General features: G+C 66.2%; 21 protein-coding genes. 20 read left to right on the forward strand and 1 reads right to left on the reverse strand.

The window, feature by feature from the left end; all coding sequences use genetic code 11:
* Positions 1–18 precede the first annotated feature (18 nt).
* From ACTPOI_RS19545 to ACTPOI_RS19640, 20 genes are all read left to right on the forward strand, one after another.
* Positions 19–618 (forward strand): hypothetical protein, encoded by a 600-nt coding sequence (locus ACTPOI_RS19545; RefSeq protein ID WP_440111789.1) that lies wholly within the window; start codon positions 19–21, stop codon positions 616–618.
* Positions 615–1082: a hypothetical protein gene (locus ACTPOI_RS19550; protein ID WP_440111791.1), complete on the forward strand. Its 468-nt coding sequence runs from the start codon at positions 615–617 to the stop codon at positions 1080–1082. The genes ACTPOI_RS19545 and ACTPOI_RS19550 overlap by 4 nt, the downstream gene beginning before the upstream one ends.
* Positions 1079–2326 carry a hypothetical protein gene (locus ACTPOI_RS19555; protein ID WP_440111793.1) on the forward strand — a complete coding sequence of 416 codons (1248 nt, stop codon included), beginning with the start codon at positions 1079–1081 and terminating at the stop codon, positions 2324–2326. Before ACTPOI_RS19550 ends, ACTPOI_RS19555 begins: the two co-directional genes overlap by 4 nt.
* Positions 2323–2826 (forward strand): hypothetical protein, encoded by a 504-nt coding sequence (locus ACTPOI_RS19560; RefSeq protein WP_440111795.1) that lies wholly within the window; start codon positions 2323–2325, stop codon positions 2824–2826. Before ACTPOI_RS19555 ends, ACTPOI_RS19560 begins: the two co-directional genes overlap by 4 nt.
* A gap of 14 nt (positions 2827–2840) precedes the next feature.
* Positions 2841–3272 carry a hypothetical protein gene (locus ACTPOI_RS19565; RefSeq protein WP_440111797.1) on the forward strand — a complete coding sequence of 144 codons (432 nt, stop codon included), beginning with the start codon at positions 2841–2843 and terminating at the stop codon, positions 3270–3272.
* A 3-nt stretch (positions 3273–3275) separates the two neighbouring features.
* Positions 3276–5099 carry a hypothetical protein gene (locus tag ACTPOI_RS19570; protein WP_440111799.1) on the forward strand — a complete coding sequence of 608 codons (1824 nt, stop codon included), beginning with the start codon at positions 3276–3278 and terminating at the stop codon, positions 5097–5099.
* Complete coding sequence (locus ACTPOI_RS19575) at positions 5096–7138, forward strand: hypothetical protein (protein WP_440111801.1); 2043 nt, start codon at positions 5096–5098, stop codon at positions 7136–7138. The genes ACTPOI_RS19570 and ACTPOI_RS19575 overlap by 4 nt, the downstream gene beginning before the upstream one ends.
* 2 nt (positions 7139–7140) lie before the next feature.
* Positions 7141–8577 (forward strand): hypothetical protein, encoded by a 1437-nt coding sequence (locus ACTPOI_RS19580; protein WP_440111803.1) that lies wholly within the window; start codon positions 7141–7143, stop codon positions 8575–8577.
* A gap of 36 nt (positions 8578–8613) precedes the next feature.
* Complete coding sequence (locus tag ACTPOI_RS19585; protein ID WP_440111806.1) at positions 8614–9252, forward strand: hypothetical protein; 639 nt, start codon at positions 8614–8616, stop codon at positions 9250–9252.
* Between the two features lie 11 nt (positions 9253–9263).
* Positions 9264–9668 (forward strand): hypothetical protein, encoded by a 405-nt coding sequence (locus ACTPOI_RS19590; protein WP_440111809.1) that lies wholly within the window; start codon positions 9264–9266, stop codon positions 9666–9668.
* 9 nt (positions 9669–9677) lie between these two features.
* The gene (locus ACTPOI_RS19595; protein ID WP_440111811.1) at positions 9678–10652 is read left to right on the forward strand and encodes a LamG domain-containing protein; all 975 of its coding nucleotides are present in this window, start codon (positions 9678–9680) and stop codon (positions 10650–10652) included.
* Between the two features lie 12 nt (positions 10653–10664).
* A complete protein-coding gene (locus ACTPOI_RS19600; RefSeq protein WP_440111813.1) occupies positions 10665–12164 on the forward strand; it encodes a hypothetical protein in 1500 nt (499 codons plus the stop codon).
* 6 nt (positions 12165–12170) lie between these two features.
* Positions 12171–13406, forward strand: coding sequence for a beta strand repeat-containing protein (locus ACTPOI_RS19605; protein WP_440111816.1), 1236 nt, complete (start codon positions 12171–12173; stop codon positions 13404–13406).
* 53 nt (positions 13407–13459) lie between these two features.
* Positions 13460–13741, forward strand: a complete 282-nt coding sequence (locus ACTPOI_RS19610) for a holin (RefSeq protein WP_440111818.1) — start codon at positions 13460–13462, stop codon at positions 13739–13741.
* Entirely contained in the window at positions 13738–14313 is a 576-nt protein-coding gene (locus ACTPOI_RS19615) for a lysozyme (RefSeq protein ID WP_440111820.1), read from the forward strand. Before ACTPOI_RS19610 ends, ACTPOI_RS19615 begins: the two co-directional genes overlap by 4 nt.
* A complete protein-coding gene (locus tag ACTPOI_RS19620) occupies positions 14310–14792 on the forward strand; it encodes a hypothetical protein (RefSeq protein ID WP_440111822.1) in 483 nt (160 codons plus the stop codon). The genes ACTPOI_RS19615 and ACTPOI_RS19620 overlap by 4 nt, the downstream gene beginning before the upstream one ends.
* A 168-nt stretch (positions 14793–14960) precedes the next feature.
* On the forward strand, positions 14961–15398 hold the full coding sequence (locus tag ACTPOI_RS19625; RefSeq protein ID WP_440111824.1) for a crAss001_48 related protein: 438 nt from the start codon (positions 14961–14963) through the stop codon (positions 15396–15398).
* A 22-nt stretch (positions 15399–15420) separates the two neighbouring features.
* Positions 15421–15915 (forward strand): Gp49 family protein, encoded by a 495-nt coding sequence (locus ACTPOI_RS19630; protein WP_440111826.1) that lies wholly within the window; start codon positions 15421–15423, stop codon positions 15913–15915.
* Positions 15912–16121, forward strand: a complete 210-nt coding sequence (locus tag ACTPOI_RS19635; RefSeq protein ID WP_440111828.1) for a hypothetical protein — start codon at positions 15912–15914, stop codon at positions 16119–16121. The genes ACTPOI_RS19630 and ACTPOI_RS19635 overlap by 4 nt, the downstream gene beginning before the upstream one ends.
* A 58-nt stretch (positions 16122–16179) precedes the next feature.
* Entirely contained in the window at positions 16180–16461 is a 282-nt protein-coding gene (locus ACTPOI_RS19640) for a hypothetical protein (RefSeq protein ID WP_440111830.1), read from the forward strand.
* Between the two features lie 45 nt (positions 16462–16506).
* Here ACTPOI_RS19640 and ACTPOI_RS19645 read toward each other — a convergent pair whose 3' ends face one another.
* Positions 16507–17793: a tyrosine-type recombinase/integrase gene (locus ACTPOI_RS19645; protein WP_440111832.1), complete on the reverse strand. Its 1287-nt coding sequence runs from the start codon at positions 17791–17793 to the stop codon at positions 16507–16509.
* Between the last annotated feature and the right edge of the window lie 144 nt (positions 17794–17937).

A 17937-nucleotide genomic window follows, 5' to 3' on the forward strand; every position in this document is an offset into this window, starting at 1 on the left:
GCCGGAACACTACCGGCCATGGAGCGTTTCACCGCCATCGTCCTGTCGGCGCAGCCCGTCACCCTGGAATTGCCCGGGGTGGTGGTGCTTGCGCGCGTGGGTGTGCTGAACGGTCCCGCTGACCTGCACCGGGAGCGCCTGGCGGCCATCGACGCCGTGCAGACGCCGTACTGCTTCTTTCTGGACGACGACGACCTTTTGCCAGACGACTACCTGGAGGTGCTTGCCGAGTGCGAGCGCGCCATGCTGCACCGGGGCGCGGCGCTGGCCTACACCGATGAAATCTGCCGGGAACCCGGCCGCGCGGACGTGCGCCGCAGCTGGTACGAGTACGACCGCGACCGCCACCGCACGGCACCGCTGGGCCTGCACCATCTGGTGCTGATGAACACCGGCAAGGCCAAGACCGTTGCCCGCGACCTGCCGCGCGGCAACTTCTGGACCGAGCACATGCTGTACTGGGCCATGGCCGAGGACGGTGCAGCCTATGTGCCCCGCGTGGGGTATGTGTGGCAGCGCGGCGCCCACGGGTTCAGCCGCAACCCCCGTCTTGTGACGGCGCAGCTGATGACGCGCCGGTGGATTGAGCAGGCCATGCGCGCGAGGGAGACGCCATGAGCACCACGACCCGCATGGGGTGGGGAACCCCGTACTACGAGGGCGGCGTGCCCGGAACCTTCCCGTTCCTGGAAACCAACGAGGCGACCGCGACCGGCGTGTATGGCGAGGCGTTGAGCTTCGGCCCAGACCTGACATTCGGCACCGCACCTGCCAGCGCCAATGTCACTGTCACCTACACCCCCGCCAGCGCCGGAGCGGTGCAGACCTTCAACCTGGTGGCCGCGGGCGGGCAGGGCACGGTGTCTTTCTACGAAGGCTGGCCGCCGGAGGTGAGCCCGGGCGTGTACGAGCTGGCTTTTGTGCTCGATGGCGTCCCCGCCGAAAACACGCTGGTGCTGGCCGTGGCCATCGGCATGGGCGGGTCAACCTACGGAAACCTGAGCTGGTATTCCGAGGGTGCTGCCCCGCCGTTTTCTGAATTCTGGACCCGCTATGTGGGCACGCAGGAGCTGCCGACATGAGCAACCCCCGTATCGGCCCCTTCCCGCAGGGTGTAAACAACCGCCGCCAGGATCATGAACTGGAGGTGCGGGTAGAGCGCAGCAAGACCGACCTGCTGCGCCAGGCTATCAATGTGGACGTGGATGCCGGTGGCAAGCTGCGCCGGCGCAAGGGCTACGCACCCGCCCTGTCCGCTACCGCCCCGCATTCCCTGTGGGGTGACGACAAGCGCGGTTTCTATGTGGACGGCACCGAACTGCACCAGCTGGCCCCCATGGGCGATGGTTTGCAGGATGCGCTGGTGCGCGATGACCTGACGCCCGGGTGTGAAGCATCGTTCTGCGAGGCGGGCGGCACCTACTACTACACCAACGGCGAGGTGCTGGGCATGGTGCGCGATGGTGCGCGCCTGGACTTCACACCCGAGCCCGGCCTGGTGCCTGCCGTGTCGGCCATCGCGGGCGCGCTGCCCAAGGGCCGGTATCAGGTGGCCATCACGCAGGTGGGGCCCGCAGGCGAGTCGGCAGCGACCATGCCCCAGGTGCTGGACCTTCCCGCCGGTGGCGGCATCCAAGTGAGCCCGATTGCGCCGCCAGCGTCCGGCTGCCAGGTGCGGATCTACATGACCCCCGCCGATGGCGAGGTGCTGGCGCGTGTGGATGTGCCCATCGAATCCGGCGTGGCGCGCATCGTGGCGCCTGCCGCGCTGGGTGCGCGCTGCCAGACCCTGCTGCTGCAGCCCATGCCAGCCGGCTCCATCGTGCGGTTCTCCAACGGGCGCCTTTTCGTGGCCGTGGGCAACCTGCTGATCTACAGCGAGCCATTCATGCCCGGGCTGTTCCGCCCCAGCAAGAACTTCATCCCTTTCTCTGCGCCCATCACCGTGATGGAGCCCTGCGACAAGGGCCTCTATGTGGTGGCGGATGCAACGTACTGGTTTGCCGGCGAGATCACCCAGGCAGCGCCCGTCGAGGTGCTGCCCTATGGCGCCGTGCCCCATTCGGGCGGGCGCGATGTGGTGCGGGCAAACACCTGTTTCTGGATCTCCGACCGCGGCCTGGTGATTGCCAACGGCGCGGGCGAAGCCAGGAACGTGCAGGAGGACCAGCTGGCGCTTGCCGGTGGCCAGGCCGGGGCAACCCTGCTGCGCGAGCAGGAGGGGCAGACGCACATCGTCACGGCGGTGCGCGACCCCATGCAATCACGGGCCGCATCCGGCGGCTACTTCCAAGCAGAAATCATCAGGAAAGGAGTGGCCATATGACCACCAAAGCAACCATCCAGCCCGGCACCCTCTACACGGTCGAGCACATCCGCAACGGCAAGGTGCTGTCGCGCGACACGCACCACAACCTGGTTCCCACCGAGGGCCTGAACCACATCGCAGGCGTTGTGACCAAGGGCGCCGCACAGGTGCCGACCTGGTACATCGGCCTGTTTGAAGGCAACTATACCCCCGTGCCCGCCATCACGGCTGCCGGTTTCCCGGCAGCTGCCACGGAATGCACCACCTACGCGCCCAGCACGCGGGTGGAGTTCAACGAGGGTGTGGTGACGGCGGGCGTGGTGGACAACACCGCCAACCGGGCCGAGTTCACCATGACCGCCAACAAAACCATCTACGGTGCGTTCATGGCATCGGCCCAGGCCAAGGGTGCTGTCACCGGCATCCTGATTTCTGCCGCGCGCTTTGGCAGCCCCAAGGCCGTGCTGGTGGATGACGTGCTGCGCATCACCGCCAGCCTGGAATTTGAATCGGCGTAAGGAGCACCCACACCATGAACAAAATTTCTACGGGGCTGCTCAATGCCCTGCTGACCACGGGCGGCATCAAGGAAACCCTCGATGACAGCGAGATCCGCATCTACACCGGCATCGAGCCTGAAAGCGCCAATGACAGCATCGGCAGCGCGACGCTGCTAACCACGATCAAAAATGGCGCTTCGGGCATCACATTCAGCACCGCCACCCCGGGCGTGCTGACCAAGCCGGCGGCGGAAACCTGGCAGGGCACGAATGCCGCCAGCGGCACGGCCACCTGGTACCGGCTGGTGAAGGCTGCCGACACGGGCGCCGCATCCACCAGCGCGGTGCGGATGCAGGGCACTGTGGGCGTCATCGGCGCCGACCTGAACCTGGCCAGCACGGCGCTGGTGTCGGGTGCCCCGCAGGCCATCGACAACTACGTGGTCACGGTCCTGGCGTCCTGATCCATGAAAATGCCCGACCGCCCCGGCGGCGCTGGCGGCAGTCTGGTACGTGCAAACCTGTTTGACACCGAGGACACGCCGCCATTCAGTCGCACGCGCCACGGCGCGAACGTCATCCACAAGCGCAATGGCGACTTGCTGGTGACGCGCGACGCGCCTGCCGATACGGTGCCGCCGTGGCTGCTGGCGCGCTACTCCTACGACATGGCGCTGACGCGCCCCTTCGACGAGCTGCTGCACCGCTTCGGGCTGGATGATGAGGACCGGGTGGACCAGTCCGGGCCATCGCCTTCCAACATCGACCCGTTCGGGTTGATCTATGTGGGCGACGGTTTTCTGCTGGAGTCATATCGAAAGCGATCCCCGGGCACACTGCATCTGCGGCTGCGCAATCTGGATGATGTGGAGCTTTCCGGCGCGGTGGACCTGGGCGTCACCATCGGCCAGATATTGCCCAGTCTGGGCTATGTGCAGGGCATTTCGCTGTGCGCCACGGGCTGGCGCGATGCCGAGCACGGGTATGGCTTCGCCGCGTACTACTTCGACACGTCGATTGCCAAGTATGTGTGCCTGTCGGGCTGCACGCGCAAGCCGCTGGACTGGATGACCGTGCCCATGCCGGGCGAGCCGGCCGACTGGTGGACGCCTGCAACGATGCAGGGCCAACTGAGCGCGTCCGTGGATGCCGGGTACGGAAAGTGCTACGCCGTGGGGCGTGGCCACCTGCTGGCGCTGCTGTTGCCCATCGAGGACATTGAGGTGGGATCAGCGGGAGGTGTACCGCAGTTCGCCCCGCGGGTGGGGATTCTTCCGCCATCGGCCGCCCCCCAGCTGCTGCGCTCGCGCGATTTCGGCCAGACATGGGAGCTGGAGGATGCGCCCTATCTGGCGGTGGCTGGAACCTACGATGCGCTGGCGGATGTGAGCACCCCGGGCGGTGCCACGTACCCGGTAGCGGTGCGGTACTGCCCCTGGATGTCCAACTTCTACGCCTGCCCGATTGGCGGCGGGCGCATCGCCATGGCGGCGGGCGCGCCGACCACAAGCGGCCTGATGGAGTTCGACCCTACCCAGTGGTATCTGAGCGTGCGGCGGCAGACCCTGGCGTTTCATGTGTCGGACCCTTCCGGGACCAACTTTGTCCGCCGGGCGTGGCCGCTGGACGGCGGGCGAAACGCATTCCCTGTCGCGCTGGGCGCCCCGACAGCGGGAACCAGCACCATTGTTTCCCCGCTGTTCGGCTTCGGCGCCACGAACCCGAACGCACTGGGCACGCTGGGCCCCGGCACCTTCTTCGCCCTGGCCGAGCAGGTGACGCGCACGAACCCCGGGTTTGTGTACGGCCCCTACCCATCGGCCATGCCGGTGCTGGTGTACGTCACGCGCGACTACGGTGCGACCTGGGCGGCAGAGCAGATACCCGCCGCGGCCCTGCCTTTTGCCAGCACTTTCTACGAGAACAAAGCCGGCTGGGAGTCCATCGGGGAGCCGATCATTTCAGGGGACGGCACGCAGGTTTCCGATTCGTGGCTGTCTGGCTACATCGGCGTGTGCGTGACCAGCCCGAGCAATGCGGCAGGCCTTGGGGGCGATGTGGCGTTTGTCACCGGCGAAATGACCGGCCCCTTGCAGCTGGCCATCACCAGCGGCGCGCAGACCTTCGGCAGCATCGAGCGCGGTGTGACCCTGGAGCGCGGCGGGCTGTGGACGCCCAAGCCTGGCACCGTCACCGGGATACCCCTGCCGATCTACACCGGCGACCCCGACAGCCTGGACTATCCAGAGGCTGTGCGGCTGGGCTACCCAGAATTTGAGGACCGGACATGAGCACTCTTTCCAAACTCGCACTGCTGACACTGGTGGAGCCTGACCCGGCATTGGCACCAGCCCCCGTGCCAGACCGCGTGTACCGCGTGACCACGCAGGTTCCGCTGTACCGGGAATACCGCATCCCCGTAGCGGAGGCCGGGCCTGGCGACCGCATCGTGGAGGAACGCGCGTACATCGGCAGCGCTGATCGCGGGGTCGTCAATGGCCAGATCGTCAGAAGGTACGCCATCCGCCGGGTGCTGATCGGCTACGAGTCTGTGACGACGACTGTGGTACAGCCTTCGGCGCCCATCGTGTCGCAGCAGCCAGCGGTCAAGCCCGTGGCGCCCGCCTGGGATGCCACGGCATGGTCGATTCAATCCCTGCGCGCACCGCTGGAGGCGACCTGGGAGGTGGGAGCCTTCACGGCAGGCGGGCAGGGCGGCGGCGCCCTGGTGGGGCTCACGTTCATTGAGCCCACGCCCGGACAGGAGCAGCAGAGCATCATCCACGGCATCCGGGTGGAGGGGGGCATTGCCTACACCCACACATCGCCCCCGGATGGCGTGCAGCCTTCGGGCGGTACCGGGCAGGTGTTCGTGCCGTTTGTGGATGTGCAGGACGGCCAGACGCTGCGCATCACCGTCACGGGCGGCATGGTGCGGATGTATGCAAACAACGTCCTGCTGGCCGAGCAGCCTTCCTACCTGGGCACAGAGCCTGTGCGCCTGGCGGCCGTGCTCTATGACGCCCGCGACACGGTGCTCAATCCCACGCTGCAGAACATCACGGAAGGGCAGGGCGGGGCGACCCTGCGCCTGGCGGCCCGCGGCGCCAGCTATCCCTATGCCGATGGTGGCGTGCAGCTGCGCATCGGGGCAACAGGCATTGCGCGCAACAACGGTGTGCGGCTGCGCATCTACTCCCGCGGCAGTGCGTGGCAGCAAGAAGGCCGCGCCCGGTTCCGCGTGCAGGCCGAGGGGTATGCAAACTACGTGGGCACCGGCTCCGGGCACCTCACGATCGGCCCCGTGCTGGCGCGCGGCGCAAGCTACAAGTACGCCACGGGCGGCTTTGCAATCGTCATCTTCGCCACGGGCGAAGGTGGTAGCCCCCAGACCAACCTGTTCGGGCGCTCTGTGTCTGGCGGCCAGTTCCTGGATTCGCTGGCCACCTATCCGCACCGCGGGTTCTATGCACGGGCGGCAGCCAGTGGCGCGTTTTCTGCGACCGTGCGGCGCAACGAGCTGGTGCGCAACGTCATGGACGCCCGCGGCGACTTCAAGGCATCGTGGGTGTACGCGCTGCAGATGCTGGAAAAGGCCGGCGTCACCGGCGGCATGGGCGCAGAGCGCGTGCTGGACGTGGCGCTGGTGAGCACCTACGGCGTGGACGCGCAGCTGACGGGCGTGCTGGTGATTTCCGCCACCCTGCCCGGGGCGGCTTCGGTATCGGGCGACCTGAGCGGCGCGAACTTCATCAGCGCCGAGCTGCCCGGCAGTCTGTCGGTCGATGGGGGCATGCTGCCCCAGCAGGTGCTGCACGAGGCCCTGCGTGCGCTGTCGCGTGCTGGCGCTGTGGTGCACATCCCGGGCTCCAACCTGGCGGTGTGGTCCGTGAACCAGGCCACGGGCGGCAGCACGGCCTACGAGCAATACCCGTTCAACAGCTTCGCGCGCATCGCCGGGCGCTACTACGGCGCGGCCGAGGGCGGTGTGTTTGAGCTCGACGGAGATACGGACAACGACGAGCCGATCGGCGCGCTGGTGAACCTGGGCAAGCGCAACTTTGGGAGCGGCAACCTCAAAGGCATCAGCAATGCCTACCTGACGGTTTCCAGCGCAGGGCAGATGCAGGTGCGCGTGACCACGCCCGAGGGGCAGAGCTACACCTACCAGGCCCGGCGCGCAGACGAGTTCATGACGGTGCAGCGCGCCGACTTCGGCCGCGGGCTGCGCGCCCAATACCTGGGCCTGGAACTGATGAACGAAAACGGTGCGGATTTCAGCCTGGAAGCGGCCGAGTTCGTGGTGAATGAATTGAAGCGGAGGATCTGACCATGGCGACACAACCCCAAGACCTGGTGACGGGTGAGGACAGCGAAATCTATTCCATCGCCTTTGCGGCCAGCCTCATCAATGCCCTGTGGGGCATTGTGGTGGAAAAGACGGCATCGGTGGAGGACCGGCTGGACGATGCGCTGGCGGTGGCCGGCCAGCAGTTCAGCATTGACGGCGCCGGCCTGGATGGCGCCACACGCGAGGCCATCACTGAGTTCAAGGAGTCGATCTCGCGGCCGAGCATGCCTGCGGCGCCGCCTGTGCGGCAGGCCCCGGTGGTGCCCGCGCGGATATCTGCGCCAGCCCTGACCACGGCCCCGACCCTGGCCGCCGTGCCCATCCTGCCCGATGCGCCGACGCTGCCCGACCTGCCCGTGCTGGAGATCCTGGACGCCAACGAGCTGCAAAACATCGTGTGGAGCAACCGGGACGAGGTGGTGGCCATGCTCAAGCAGGCCTTCACCGAGTTCATGGCCCAGTGGATGCCGCCCGGCACCTACTTCACGCAGGCGACCGCCTGGCTGGAGCGCGTGCTGGCCGGTGGCAGCGCGGTGGATGCCGATGTGGAGGCGCACCTGTGGGAGCGTGACCGCGCCAGGCTGACGCGCGAAGCCGCAGCGGCCGAAGATGAGGCCATGACCGCCTGGGCATCGCGCGGCTATGCGCTGCCACCCGGCGCGCTGGTGCACGGCATTCAGACCATTCGGCAGGGCCTGACCAATGCCCTGAGCCAGCAGTCCCGCGACATTGCCATCAAGGCGCACCAGGACGAGATCGACAACGCGAAATTCGCGGTGCAGCAGGCCATCGGCGTGCGCACGGCGGCGATCAGCGCGGCGATCAACTACATGCAGGCGCTGGTTTCCGGCCCGCAGCTGGCGATGACGCTGGCCAACACCATTGCCGACACCCAGGCCAAGCTGCTGTCGGCGCAGACGCAGCTGTATTCGGCCGAGGCGGGTGCCGAGTCGGACATTTTCAAGGCCGTGACCGGGGCCAAGACAGACGCATACCGCACGATCAGCGGCGCGCAATCGGACTTCTACAAGGCAGAAACCGGGGCCACGGCTGATATGTACCGCGCCCAGGTGGACGGCTGGCGCGCTGGGGTGACGGCCGAGGCCGATGTTTACAAGGCGGTCACGACCAGCGAGGCGGATGCCTACCGCACGCTGGTGGATGCCCTGACCCGCATGTACTCGACCGATGTGCAGGCCGGGCAGGTTCCGCTGGACGCGGTGTTCAAGAAAGCCGGGCTGGACTTCGGCGTGGCCGACGCGAACCTCAAGAGCAAGCTGACCGGCATGGACGCCCAGGTGCGCGCCATGCTGGCGGCATCGCAGCAGCTGGCCACCCAGGCAGCGGCTGCGCTCAACAACCTGAACGTGGGCACCAGCGTGGGCAACAGCACCACGACGACCTTCCGCCAGAACTGACGCGCCCCCCAGTAGGGTTCGACCTGGAGTCCTGCGGTGGGAACACTGCAGGGCATGCCAGCCGCACTACAGCACGACATCGACATCCGCCGAGGGGCTACCTTCGTCCTGCCCATCCGGTGGGAGACGGAGCCCTGGCTGTACGCGGCCATCAGCGCCATTGCGCTCACGGCGCCCGTTGCCATCACCACGGCGGCGCACACCATCCCTGACGGATGGAATGTGGCTGTGGTGGATGCCAAGGGCCTCACGCAGCTCAACGCCAAGAACAACCCACCCAAGGCTTCGGACATGCGCCGGGCCACGGTGGTCAGTTCTACCCGCATTGAGTTCAACGACATCAGCGCGGCGGGGTTCGGGCGTCACACCGCAAACACCGGCTACTTGGCCTGGCTGACCCCCAAGGCGATGGCCGGCTACACGGCGCGCATGCAGATCAAGGACCGCGTGGGCGGCACGGTGTTGCTGGCGCTGACCTCCGACCTGGGTGGCGGCATCTTGCTGGACGACGCCGGCAAGGTCATTGAAATCACGATCACCGCGGCCCAGGCCGAGGCGCTGGGCAAATCCAGCGGCGTCTATGACCTGGAGCTTGTTTCCCCTGGTGGCGTGGTCACGGCATTGCTGGAAGGCGCCGTGACGGTAGGCACCGAAGTCACCACCCCCATCACCTGAAGGAAATCACCATGCCCGTTCAATTCTCTGTCGCTGTCCGTAACGCCCTGCTGGACAGTATCGAAACCACCATCGGCGCATCGCCCAAGCTGCAGATCCGCACGGGCGCGCAGCCTGCGGACTGCGCCACGGCTGCGTCGGGCACGCTGCTGGCTGAAATAACCTGCCCGGCCGACTTCATGAACGCTGCTTCGGCCGGCGCCAAGACGCTGCTGGGCTCGTGGACTGTCGCGGCCATCGCTGCCGGAACGGCGGCGCACTACCGCATCGTCAACAACGCGGGCAGTACCTGCCACGAGCAGGGCAACATCACTGCCACAGGTGGTGGCGGCGACCTGCAGCTGGACAACACCAGCATCGCCAACGGCCAGACCGTGACGATCACGGCCAAGACGCTGACGGCCGCCGGGGCGTAAGGGGCGGGCATGCCGGTCGGAGATTCAAACTTTGCGGATGTCAGCTTGCTGCTGCATGGTGACGGCAGCAACGGCGCCACCACGTTCACAGACTCCAGCCCCGCACCGAAGGCGGTGACGCGGCTTGGCAGTGCCCAGGTGAGCACGGCGCAGAGCAAGTTTGGGGGCGCATCGGTCGCTTTTTTTGGTGGCGGCGATTACCTCTCTGTCTCAGACCCCACGGCATTCACCTTTGCAACGGGCGACTTTACGATTGAGGCTTGGGTTTACATCGCCGGGAACAGCGCGGGGGATGTGGATGGGAATCGCTCTGCGGCTATTCTCTCCACATGGGACACGTCCGCGATCAGTGGCTACATCCTTGCAATTCAGGGCGACTCCTCGACTACGGGCACAGGTCTGCAGCTCGACTCATGGGGAACGGCAGAGGCTCCGGCTGCCACATTTTTCCGTGCGTCCGCGGCTATTGCACAAAATACGTGGCATCACATTGCCGCCACCGTGCAAGGTGGCACCCGCCGTCTATTCCTGAATGGCGTAATGCTTTCGGGTGCGTCCTCGCAATCTCCCCCTGGCTACACATCATTTGAGACTTTCGGGCGCCCGCTTTCCATTGGTGGCACTAGGAATACAACCTACCCCGCGCGTCTCATCGGCTTTATAGACGATCTGCGAATTACCAAGGGCGTCGCCCGCTATACAGCGAACTTTACGCCTCCGACCGAGGCGTTCCCTGACTCTGCGTCAACTACCTACCTGCTGTCTGGATTGGTGACAGGCTCCGCAGGCACGCCTGTTGCTCGTGTCGTGCGGGCGCAGCGTGAGGACACAGGCGTCTATGTTGGGGGCGCAATCAGCGACGCCGCCACCGGCGCATTCGCCATCACCACCAGCTACGCCGGCGAGCACACCGTCGTTGCCTACCCCGTCACTGGCGAGGCGACTCTGCCCGCGCTCGTTCACCGCGGCGTGATCCCGATTTAAGCAAGGCACCACATGTCCCTCGAACTCAACCAATCCGGCGGCGGCGAAACGCTTGCAACTCATGTGTCCGCCGGAGAGCACTACCAAGTCCTGAAGCTGGCCACGGGCGGCACCACCGAGGCAACGCCCGTGAGCGAGACAGCGCCCCTGCCGGTGCGCAACAGCTCGCCGCTGTTCTGGCGCGTAGGCTTTGCCGAGGTGGGCGCCGGGCTGCAGGGCTTGGCCGCCGCTGAAATGACGCTGCTGCAGACGGGCGCGGGCATGGCCGTCAGCCAGTCGGGTGGCAACTTGGTCATCACGACCGGCACCACGGCCAACAGCGAAACGGTGCTGCGCTCCAACCTGACGTTCAAGGGGTCCATGCTGGCCCGGTACAAAGCCATCCTGTCCCAGCGGATCATCAACCAGACATTCCGCTTCGAGCTGGCCGACCTGATCGGCTCCGGGCTGTCGTACACGATCAACAGCGCAACCAGCGTGACGGTGACGTTTCCGACGACCAACCCGTTCACCGCCGCGAACGTGGGCCAGTCGCTGCGCCTGTCAGTCATCACCGGCGCCGCGGGCATTCCAGGGCGTTACCCCATCGCATCCGTGTCGGGCCTGACTGTCACGTTCACCGTCTCTGCCTGGCCCGCGTCGGGTTCCGGCTTGCTAACACTGTATGGCCACAACTGGCTGGCGAACGAATACACGGGCACCACGGCCACCAACAGCAGCTTTGACTGCCAGCGGCGCGGCTGGAACAGCGGCGCGACCGGGGCCACCATCAACACCACCGCGTCACCCGGCCATGTGGCGCAGATTGCATTCGACGTGCTTTCCGCGAGCCTGGGCGATGCCCTGGTGGCCAGCACGACCGGCTACCAGTGGGCAAGCCGTGCCAGCCGCATTGAAAACATCCCCGATGAGGATGTTTCCCTCTACTTCTTTGTCGTGGTGCAGAACGGCAGCACTGCGCCCGCCAGCACCACCACGCTGACGGTGGGTTTTGTGCAGGTTGAGGACCAGGGCCGCGACAAGGTTCGCATCACCACGGCCGACCCGGTGGGCTCGCACCCCGCGCCGGTGCAGGTCATGAACACCCTGACCGTCAACCAGGGCACGATGGTGGCGCTGCCAGCCGGAACCAACGCCATCGGTGACGTGGGCGGGCAGTACCGAGCCAATGCCACCGGCGCGGCATCCATCCATCACATTGTCAGCGCAGCCACCACCAACCCTCTGAACGTCAAGGCGAGCGCGGGCCGCGTTGTCGGGTGGGGCCTGGTGAACACCACGGCCAGCTACCAGTACGTCAAGTTGCACAACACGGCGGGCACCCCGACCGCAGGTGCCAGTGTGGCCATGACCATCGCCATCCCGCCCAACGGCGTGAACAACTCGCCGCCGAGCTTTGGGGGCATCGGCTTCGCTACAGGTATCGCCCGCACCATCGTGACGGGTTCGGCCGACACTGACGCAACGGCAACCACGCTGGGCGCCGTGGTGGGCGACATCTATTTCGCGTAAGGGCCCATGCTCGCCATCCTTGGCACGCAGCTACCCATCATCACCGGCACAGCAGCTGCCACGGTGGGGGTCAGCGCGTCCGGGACGGGCACGGTAGCGGGCTCCGCGCCCTACACGCCGCCCGCTGGCAACGCGGTGAACTTCTCGTGGGTGGGCGTGCCTGCCACCTACACACCGCCCGCGGGTAACGCGGTCAATTTCGCATGGGCGCCGGCCGTTGGCGGTGGCGAGATCACCGGGACGGCCGCGGCCACGGTCGGCGTGTCGTCTACCGCTACCGGCGCTGTGGCCGTTCAGGGTTCAGCCGCCGCGACGGTCGGCGTCAGCACATCAGCCACCGGTACCGTGGCTGTGCAGGGCGCAGCGAGCGCCACCGTGGGCGTTGCATCCGCATCGTCGGGTGGTGTGGCCATCACCGGCTCTGCCGCGGCTACCGTCTCTGTCACATCCTCCGCAACCGGATTCGTGGGCACAGCCCCGATCTCGGGCACTGGCGCTGCGACCGTGGGGGTTGCTTCCGCAGCCACCGGCACCGTGCGCGTCGCTGGGGTGGCATCCGCTACGGTGGCTGTGACCAGCGCAGCAACGGGCGCAGCTACCGTGCGGGGCCAGGGCGCGGCTACGGTAGGCGTGACCACGGCAGGCACTGGCACGGTGGCTTTCACCGGCATCAATGGCACGGCCAGCGCTACGGTCGGCGTGGCATCGAGCGCCACCGGCACAGTAGCTGTGCGCGGGCAGGGCGCTGCGGTCGTTTCCGTGGGCTCCAGCGCTGCAGGCACGGTGACATCGGCCGCTGTCATCACCGGCCAGGCGGTCGTGGGTGTGGCGAGCACTGGCGCCGGCACCGTCGCCGTGCGCGGCACGGGCGCCGCAACGGTGGGCGTGGCCTCGACCGCTGCGGGCAGCGCGCCTGCGCTGGGCGTGGGCACTGCCGTTGTGTCGGTCAGTTCGGCCGCCGCCGGCGCGGTCATCGTGTCGGGCGAAGCAGGCGCAGTGGTGGGGGTTTCGTCCCAAGCCGCAGGGGTTGCAGGGGTGACAGGTACGGGCGCCGCCATCGTGGGTGTGACCAGCGCTGGCACCGGGCGTGTGGGCACGCGGCGCTTTGACAACGATGTGAGCGTCACCACGATCCTGCGCGAAATCAGCGCGCGATCCAGCCAGCGCGGGGTGGTGGCGACCAGCCGCACCGATGGCGTGAACGTGTCCACAAAGCGCGCCCAGCTGTCCGTGACGGCATAGCGCCCCCCAGTAGGGTTCGACGGTGTGGCCATGCGTCGCAATCATGGGCACCCATGAAATCTGAAACCGTAGATGCTATCGACGTGACCATGGCGGCCGTGGGTACCAAGGCCACATACACGGGCGTTGGTGTCTCCGGCTTGGGCTGGTTCCTCTCCAATGAATTCTTTGGCCTGGCCGGCATCCTGATCGGATTGGCCGGGCTCATCATCACCTGGTACTACAAGCACAAGGCCGACAAGCGCCACACGCGCGAGCACGACCTGCGCATTGAAATGCTGCGCCGTGGCCAGAAACCCGACACAGACCTGGGCGAACTGGGCGTGGACGAATGACCGCACCCAAGATCCAGCCCAAGGTGATATGGGTGGCCGCACTGGGCGGCTTCATTACCCTGCTGGCGCCGTCGCTGGTGGAGCACCTGCAGAAGTGGGAAAGCGGCAAGGCCCGCGTGCTGGTGGTGTACCCCGACAAGCTGGCCAACAACATCCCGACTGTGTGCAACGGCCTGACCCGGCACGTTACCCGCACCCCGATCATTGTGGGCGAGCGCTGGAGCGAAGAAAAGTGCGTGGTGGAAGAAGCAAACGCCATCGAGCGCGTGCAGCGCGACCTGATCCCCTGCTTCAAGATCCTGCCGCCCCCATCTGTTTTCGACATGGCCACCAGCCACGCATGGAACCTGGGCGCGCCCAGCACCTGCGGCAGCGGCGCCATGGCCGCATGGAACCGGGGCGAGTGGGTGCGCGGCTGCCAGCGCATCAGCCGCGGTGATGACGGCACGCTGGTGTGGAGCTTCACCAGCACCATCGACCCCAAGACGGGCAAGAAGGTTTACACGCTGGTGCAGGGCCTGGCCAATCGCCGGGCTGACGAAACCGTGAAATGCGGGCGCGACCTGACATGAACCTCTCCCTCATCACCCATCTGGCCCTTGCCATCGTGACCGCTGGCGCTGTCTGGGTGTTCCAGGACGCCCGCATGGACGCGGCCGTGGCCGAGGTGCGGCTGGAGCAATCGAACGAGCGCATTGGCGCTGTCACCCGGGCACGCGCCGACGAGCGCGCTGTCGCCAAGACATACCAGGAGGCCCTGAATGAAGCCCGAACCCGTGAAATTTCCGTGCGCCGTGATCGTGATGCTGCTCGCGCTGAGTCTGATGGGCTGCGCGACCAAGCCGCCGACGCCGCCCGCCGCCTCGCTGCAGCTCCCCCCGCCGCCGTCCTTGAGTACGCCACTGCCATCAACCAGCTATTCGCTGAGTGCAGCCGAAGCTATCAAGAACTGGCGGGCAAAGCAGATGGCCACGCGCTTGATGTCCGAACCCTCACCGCCGCTTGGCCGGTGATTCCGGTTCGTGTCGTTGATGCAGCGGTGAGCAATTGAAATGGTGCTGGCCGGGCTTGATTCCGGCTCCCGTGGCCTTTGGGTCTGGGTTACTGATTGGCTGCTCTGGCTGGTGCCATCGCCTTTGTTTCACCTGCGTTTCCTTCAACGCCGCAGCGGTTCGATTATCCGCCCCGGCCGGCTGCCGGGTCAACAACGCAAGAAACCATGACCCTGCTGTACGAAGGCACCAAGCGCGTGCACGCCACGCCCATGAATCGCGGCGACTACAACGAATACCGCGGCTGGCAGATGCCGGCCGACGAAAACCCGGCCGACGAGGGCTACCTTGTGGAGTACGTGGACGGCGGGAAGGCCAACGACTCGCGCCACGCCGGCTACATCAGCTGGTCCCCGAGGGATGTTTTCGAGCGCGCGTACACGCTGGTGCCAGTACCGGCCGCCAACACGGCGCCGCCCCACCAGCAGCGCGTCATCGACGAAAAGGCCGCCCGCGATGGCGAGATCCAGCGCCTGGCCGCTTTCATCGCTGACAGCCCTATCTTCGCCACGCTGCCAGCCGACGAACAGGCCCGCCTGCGCCGCCAGCTGGATGTGATGCGCGAGCTGTCCGTGATCCTGGGCGAGCGCATCGCCGCTTTCTGACCCTGCAACTCCAAGGAACCCCATGACCGACCAAGCCATTGAGCAAGAAATTCAGGCCAAGGGCCTGACAGCGCCGCGCGTCACGCCAGCAGACATCGAGGCAAACATCGTCGGTGAGCACTACTTCACCGCCGCTGAGGGGGTTGATGGCGCAGCGCGCCCCGTGGCCTATGAGTTCTACAACCCGGACACAGGGCACGCCATCGTTGACTACAGCGAACACACATATGTCGGCCACCTCTCCCGTGCGAAGGGGTATGTGCCCCTGCCACTGGTGAAGCAATCAACGGTTCACCAAACGCCTCTTGGCCTGCTGACCTTCTGCGTGCTGGTCCTGCGCAACGGCTTCACGGTCACGGGCGAGAGCGCTTGTGCCAGCCCTGAGAACTTCGACGCCGAAGTGGGCCGCAAGATCGCGCGCCAGAACGCGGTGCAAAAAATCTGGCCCCTCATGGGCTACGAGCTGCGCAGCAAGCTGGCCCATGCAGCATCAGGACAGGAAGGGTCTGCCCAGTGATCCCCACCGCACTTGCACTTATCGCTGCCGTGGCAATCATCGGCTACGTTGTCGCCGTCTCGCTGGGCAAGCAGCCCAGTAGGGAGCTGATGACCGTGGCAATCATTGCCATCCTTGCGTCCTGCACTTCTGCCCATGAGCTGTCAGAGAAAAAAGGAAGCCTTTTCAATTTTCAGGTGGAGCAGCCTGCCGCGCCTGCCAAGTGATTCCCGCCATGGCAAGGGATACCCGCCGTCAGCCACGGCATTCCAACCGGAGATTCACATGACCCGTTCCCGCTCCCTGTTCTCCCTGCTTGCCGTCGCCGTTCTGGCCGCGGCATCTGCCTTCGAGGCTGTCACCAGCACCGTGCGTGCAGGTTTCGGCTACGTCCGCGACTTCGTAGTGGCCGCGTTTGCCGAGGTGCCCAAGGCCGTGCAGGCGGTTGTGCCCAGCCAGCTTTCGCCCCGCGTCGCCCTGGTGGCGGCCAAGGCCTTCGCGCACCGGCTCATGAGGCGCCGGCCCACGGTGCAGCCCACGTCCTGGCGCATGTGTAGCTCGACCTGACACACGTTTTCGCCCATGAGAAAAGCCCGCTCAATGCGGGCTTTTTCACGTCTCGGGGTGGCGCGCGGCCAGCCCTTCCAGGTACTGGTCCAGCTTGGCCAGCCACTCCCGGCGCTCCGCATCGTAGGTGTGCGCGTTGTACGTGGCCACGATGTCCTTTGGCATGTGCCCCACGATGGCCTCTGCCACCTCGTTGATGCACCCCAGCTGCGCGAGCATGGTGCGGGCCGTGCGCCGCAGGTTGTGCGGGGTCCAGTTCGTGACGGGCAGCACCAGGCCGGGCGATGACCGGCGCGCCACTTTCTCGGAGTATGGCTGCAGGCCGTAGATGTAGGTAGAGAAATCGTGCTGGGTGTACGGGCCACCCTTGGCCCCGGTGAACAGCCAGCCGTCCGGGCCCGCGGCCTTGATGCGCCGTTGCACCACCTCCAGCGCGCGGCCGTAGAGTGGAACGCGCAGATCCACGGCAAGGGCTTCGCCCGCGTTTTTGGTCAGCGACTTCGGCACCGTCCACCACCACAGCCCGCGCTCCTTGGTGACATGCTCCGGCCGCAGGCTGAAAATCTCCGCGCCCCGGGTGCACGTCCACAGGTACATCACCACCGCGTCGCGGCCATGCGGGTGCATGTTGTCCAGCCAGCGGAGCAGGGCGCCCACCTCGTCGCCAGTGAGCACGCGGCGCCCCTGGCCAACATGCTCGCCACCGATGATCTTGCCCTTGCTCTTGAGCTTGCCGCGCATGACCTGGCGCCACCAGTTGGGCACAGCGCCATCCAGCCGGCCGCTGTCGTGGGCATGCTCCCAGGCTGCGCCGAACATGGAGCGCAGTTTCACGGCCGCCATAGGCGTAGCTTTTTTGGCGTCCAAAATGCCAAAAGCTACGCCGCGCGTCACCTCGTGGGCGGCCGACTCTGCAAACGTGGGGTTTTCGTCCAGCACGGCATGCAGCGCGCGGCGCGCGGCCTCGTGCCCGGTGGGCTTGCGGCCGTCTTTCAGGGGGCCGTCCACGTAGTCCTGCACCAGCTGGCGCACGGTGTAGGCCTCGGGCGTCACCTGCTTGGCGGCCACCTTGATGCGCTTGCGCTGGGCGCGTGGATCTACGCCCGCGCTGCGCTGGGTGCGCAGCTCCTGCCACTGTGCCGCGGCAGCCTGCACGGGGATGGCAGGCCATTGCCCAATGGCTACCTGCTTCATCTTCCCGCTATCGTCTTTGTAGCGGTACGTCCATGTCTTGCGGGATGCCGTGGCCACCAGCCGCAGGCCCTGGCAGCCTTCGATTACGATGTGCTGGCCGGGCTGTAGCAGCTTGGCGGCGCGGGGGTCGAAGAACATGGCGCGGATACTACGCCAAAAAACCTGAACTAAACCTACGCCAGCGCCGTATCTGCCGGCACAAAGCATAGATACAATATGGACAGTTTTTGAAATAGCGCACCGGCAAAATGCCACGCTAAATCAACGACTTAGCAGCGAAAA

The sequence above is a fragment of the Acidovorax sp. BL-A-41-H1 genome (assembly GCF_051942715.1).

Excerpts from the sequence above, each read along its gene's own strand:
- ACTPOI_RS19545 (WP_440111789.1), top strand. The coding sequence starts at position 19 with ATGGAGCGTTTCACCGCCATCGTCCTGTCGGCGCAGCCCGTCACCCTG.
- ACTPOI_RS19550 (WP_440111791.1), top strand. The coding sequence starts at position 615 with ATGAGCACCACGACCCGCATGGGGTGGGGAACCCCGTACTACGAGGGC.
- ACTPOI_RS19555 (WP_440111793.1), top strand. The coding sequence starts at position 1,079 with ATGAGCAACCCCCGTATCGGCCCCTTCCCGCAGGGTGTAAACAACCGC.
- ACTPOI_RS19560 (WP_440111795.1), top strand. The coding sequence starts at position 2,323 with ATGACCACCAAAGCAACCATCCAGCCCGGCACCCTCTACACGGTCGAG.
- ACTPOI_RS19565 (WP_440111797.1), top strand. The coding sequence starts at position 2,841 with ATGAACAAAATTTCTACGGGGCTGCTCAATGCCCTGCTGACCACGGGC.
- ACTPOI_RS19570 (WP_440111799.1), top strand. The coding sequence starts at position 3,276 with ATGAAAATGCCCGACCGCCCCGGCGGCGCTGGCGGCAGTCTGGTACGT.
- ACTPOI_RS19575 (WP_440111801.1), top strand. The coding sequence starts at position 5,096 with ATGAGCACTCTTTCCAAACTCGCACTGCTGACACTGGTGGAGCCTGAC.
- ACTPOI_RS19580 (WP_440111803.1), top strand. The coding sequence starts at position 7,141 with ATGGCGACACAACCCCAAGACCTGGTGACGGGTGAGGACAGCGAAATC.
- ACTPOI_RS19590 (WP_440111809.1), top strand. The coding sequence starts at position 9,264 with ATGCCCGTTCAATTCTCTGTCGCTGTCCGTAACGCCCTGCTGGACAGT.
- ACTPOI_RS19595 (WP_440111811.1), top strand. The coding sequence starts at position 9,678 with ATGCCGGTCGGAGATTCAAACTTTGCGGATGTCAGCTTGCTGCTGCAT.
- ACTPOI_RS19600 (WP_440111813.1), top strand. The coding sequence starts at position 10,665 with ATGTCCCTCGAACTCAACCAATCCGGCGGCGGCGAAACGCTTGCAACT.
- ACTPOI_RS19605 (WP_440111816.1), top strand. The coding sequence starts at position 12,171 with ATGCTCGCCATCCTTGGCACGCAGCTACCCATCATCACCGGCACAGCA.
- ACTPOI_RS19610 (WP_440111818.1), top strand. The coding sequence starts at position 13,460 with ATGAAATCTGAAACCGTAGATGCTATCGACGTGACCATGGCGGCCGTG.
- ACTPOI_RS19615 (WP_440111820.1), top strand. The coding sequence starts at position 13,738 with ATGACCGCACCCAAGATCCAGCCCAAGGTGATATGGGTGGCCGCACTG.
- ACTPOI_RS19620 (WP_440111822.1), top strand. The coding sequence starts at position 14,310 with ATGAACCTCTCCCTCATCACCCATCTGGCCCTTGCCATCGTGACCGCT.
- ACTPOI_RS19625 (WP_440111824.1), top strand. The coding sequence starts at position 14,961 with ATGACCCTGCTGTACGAAGGCACCAAGCGCGTGCACGCCACGCCCATG.
- ACTPOI_RS19630 (WP_440111826.1), top strand. The coding sequence starts at position 15,421 with ATGACCGACCAAGCCATTGAGCAAGAAATTCAGGCCAAGGGCCTGACA.
- ACTPOI_RS19640 (WP_440111830.1), top strand. The coding sequence starts at position 16,180 with ATGACCCGTTCCCGCTCCCTGTTCTCCCTGCTTGCCGTCGCCGTTCTG.
- ACTPOI_RS19645 (WP_440111832.1), bottom strand. The coding sequence starts at position 17,793 with ATGTTCTTCGACCCCCGCGCCGCCAAGCTGCTACAGCCCGGCCAGCAC.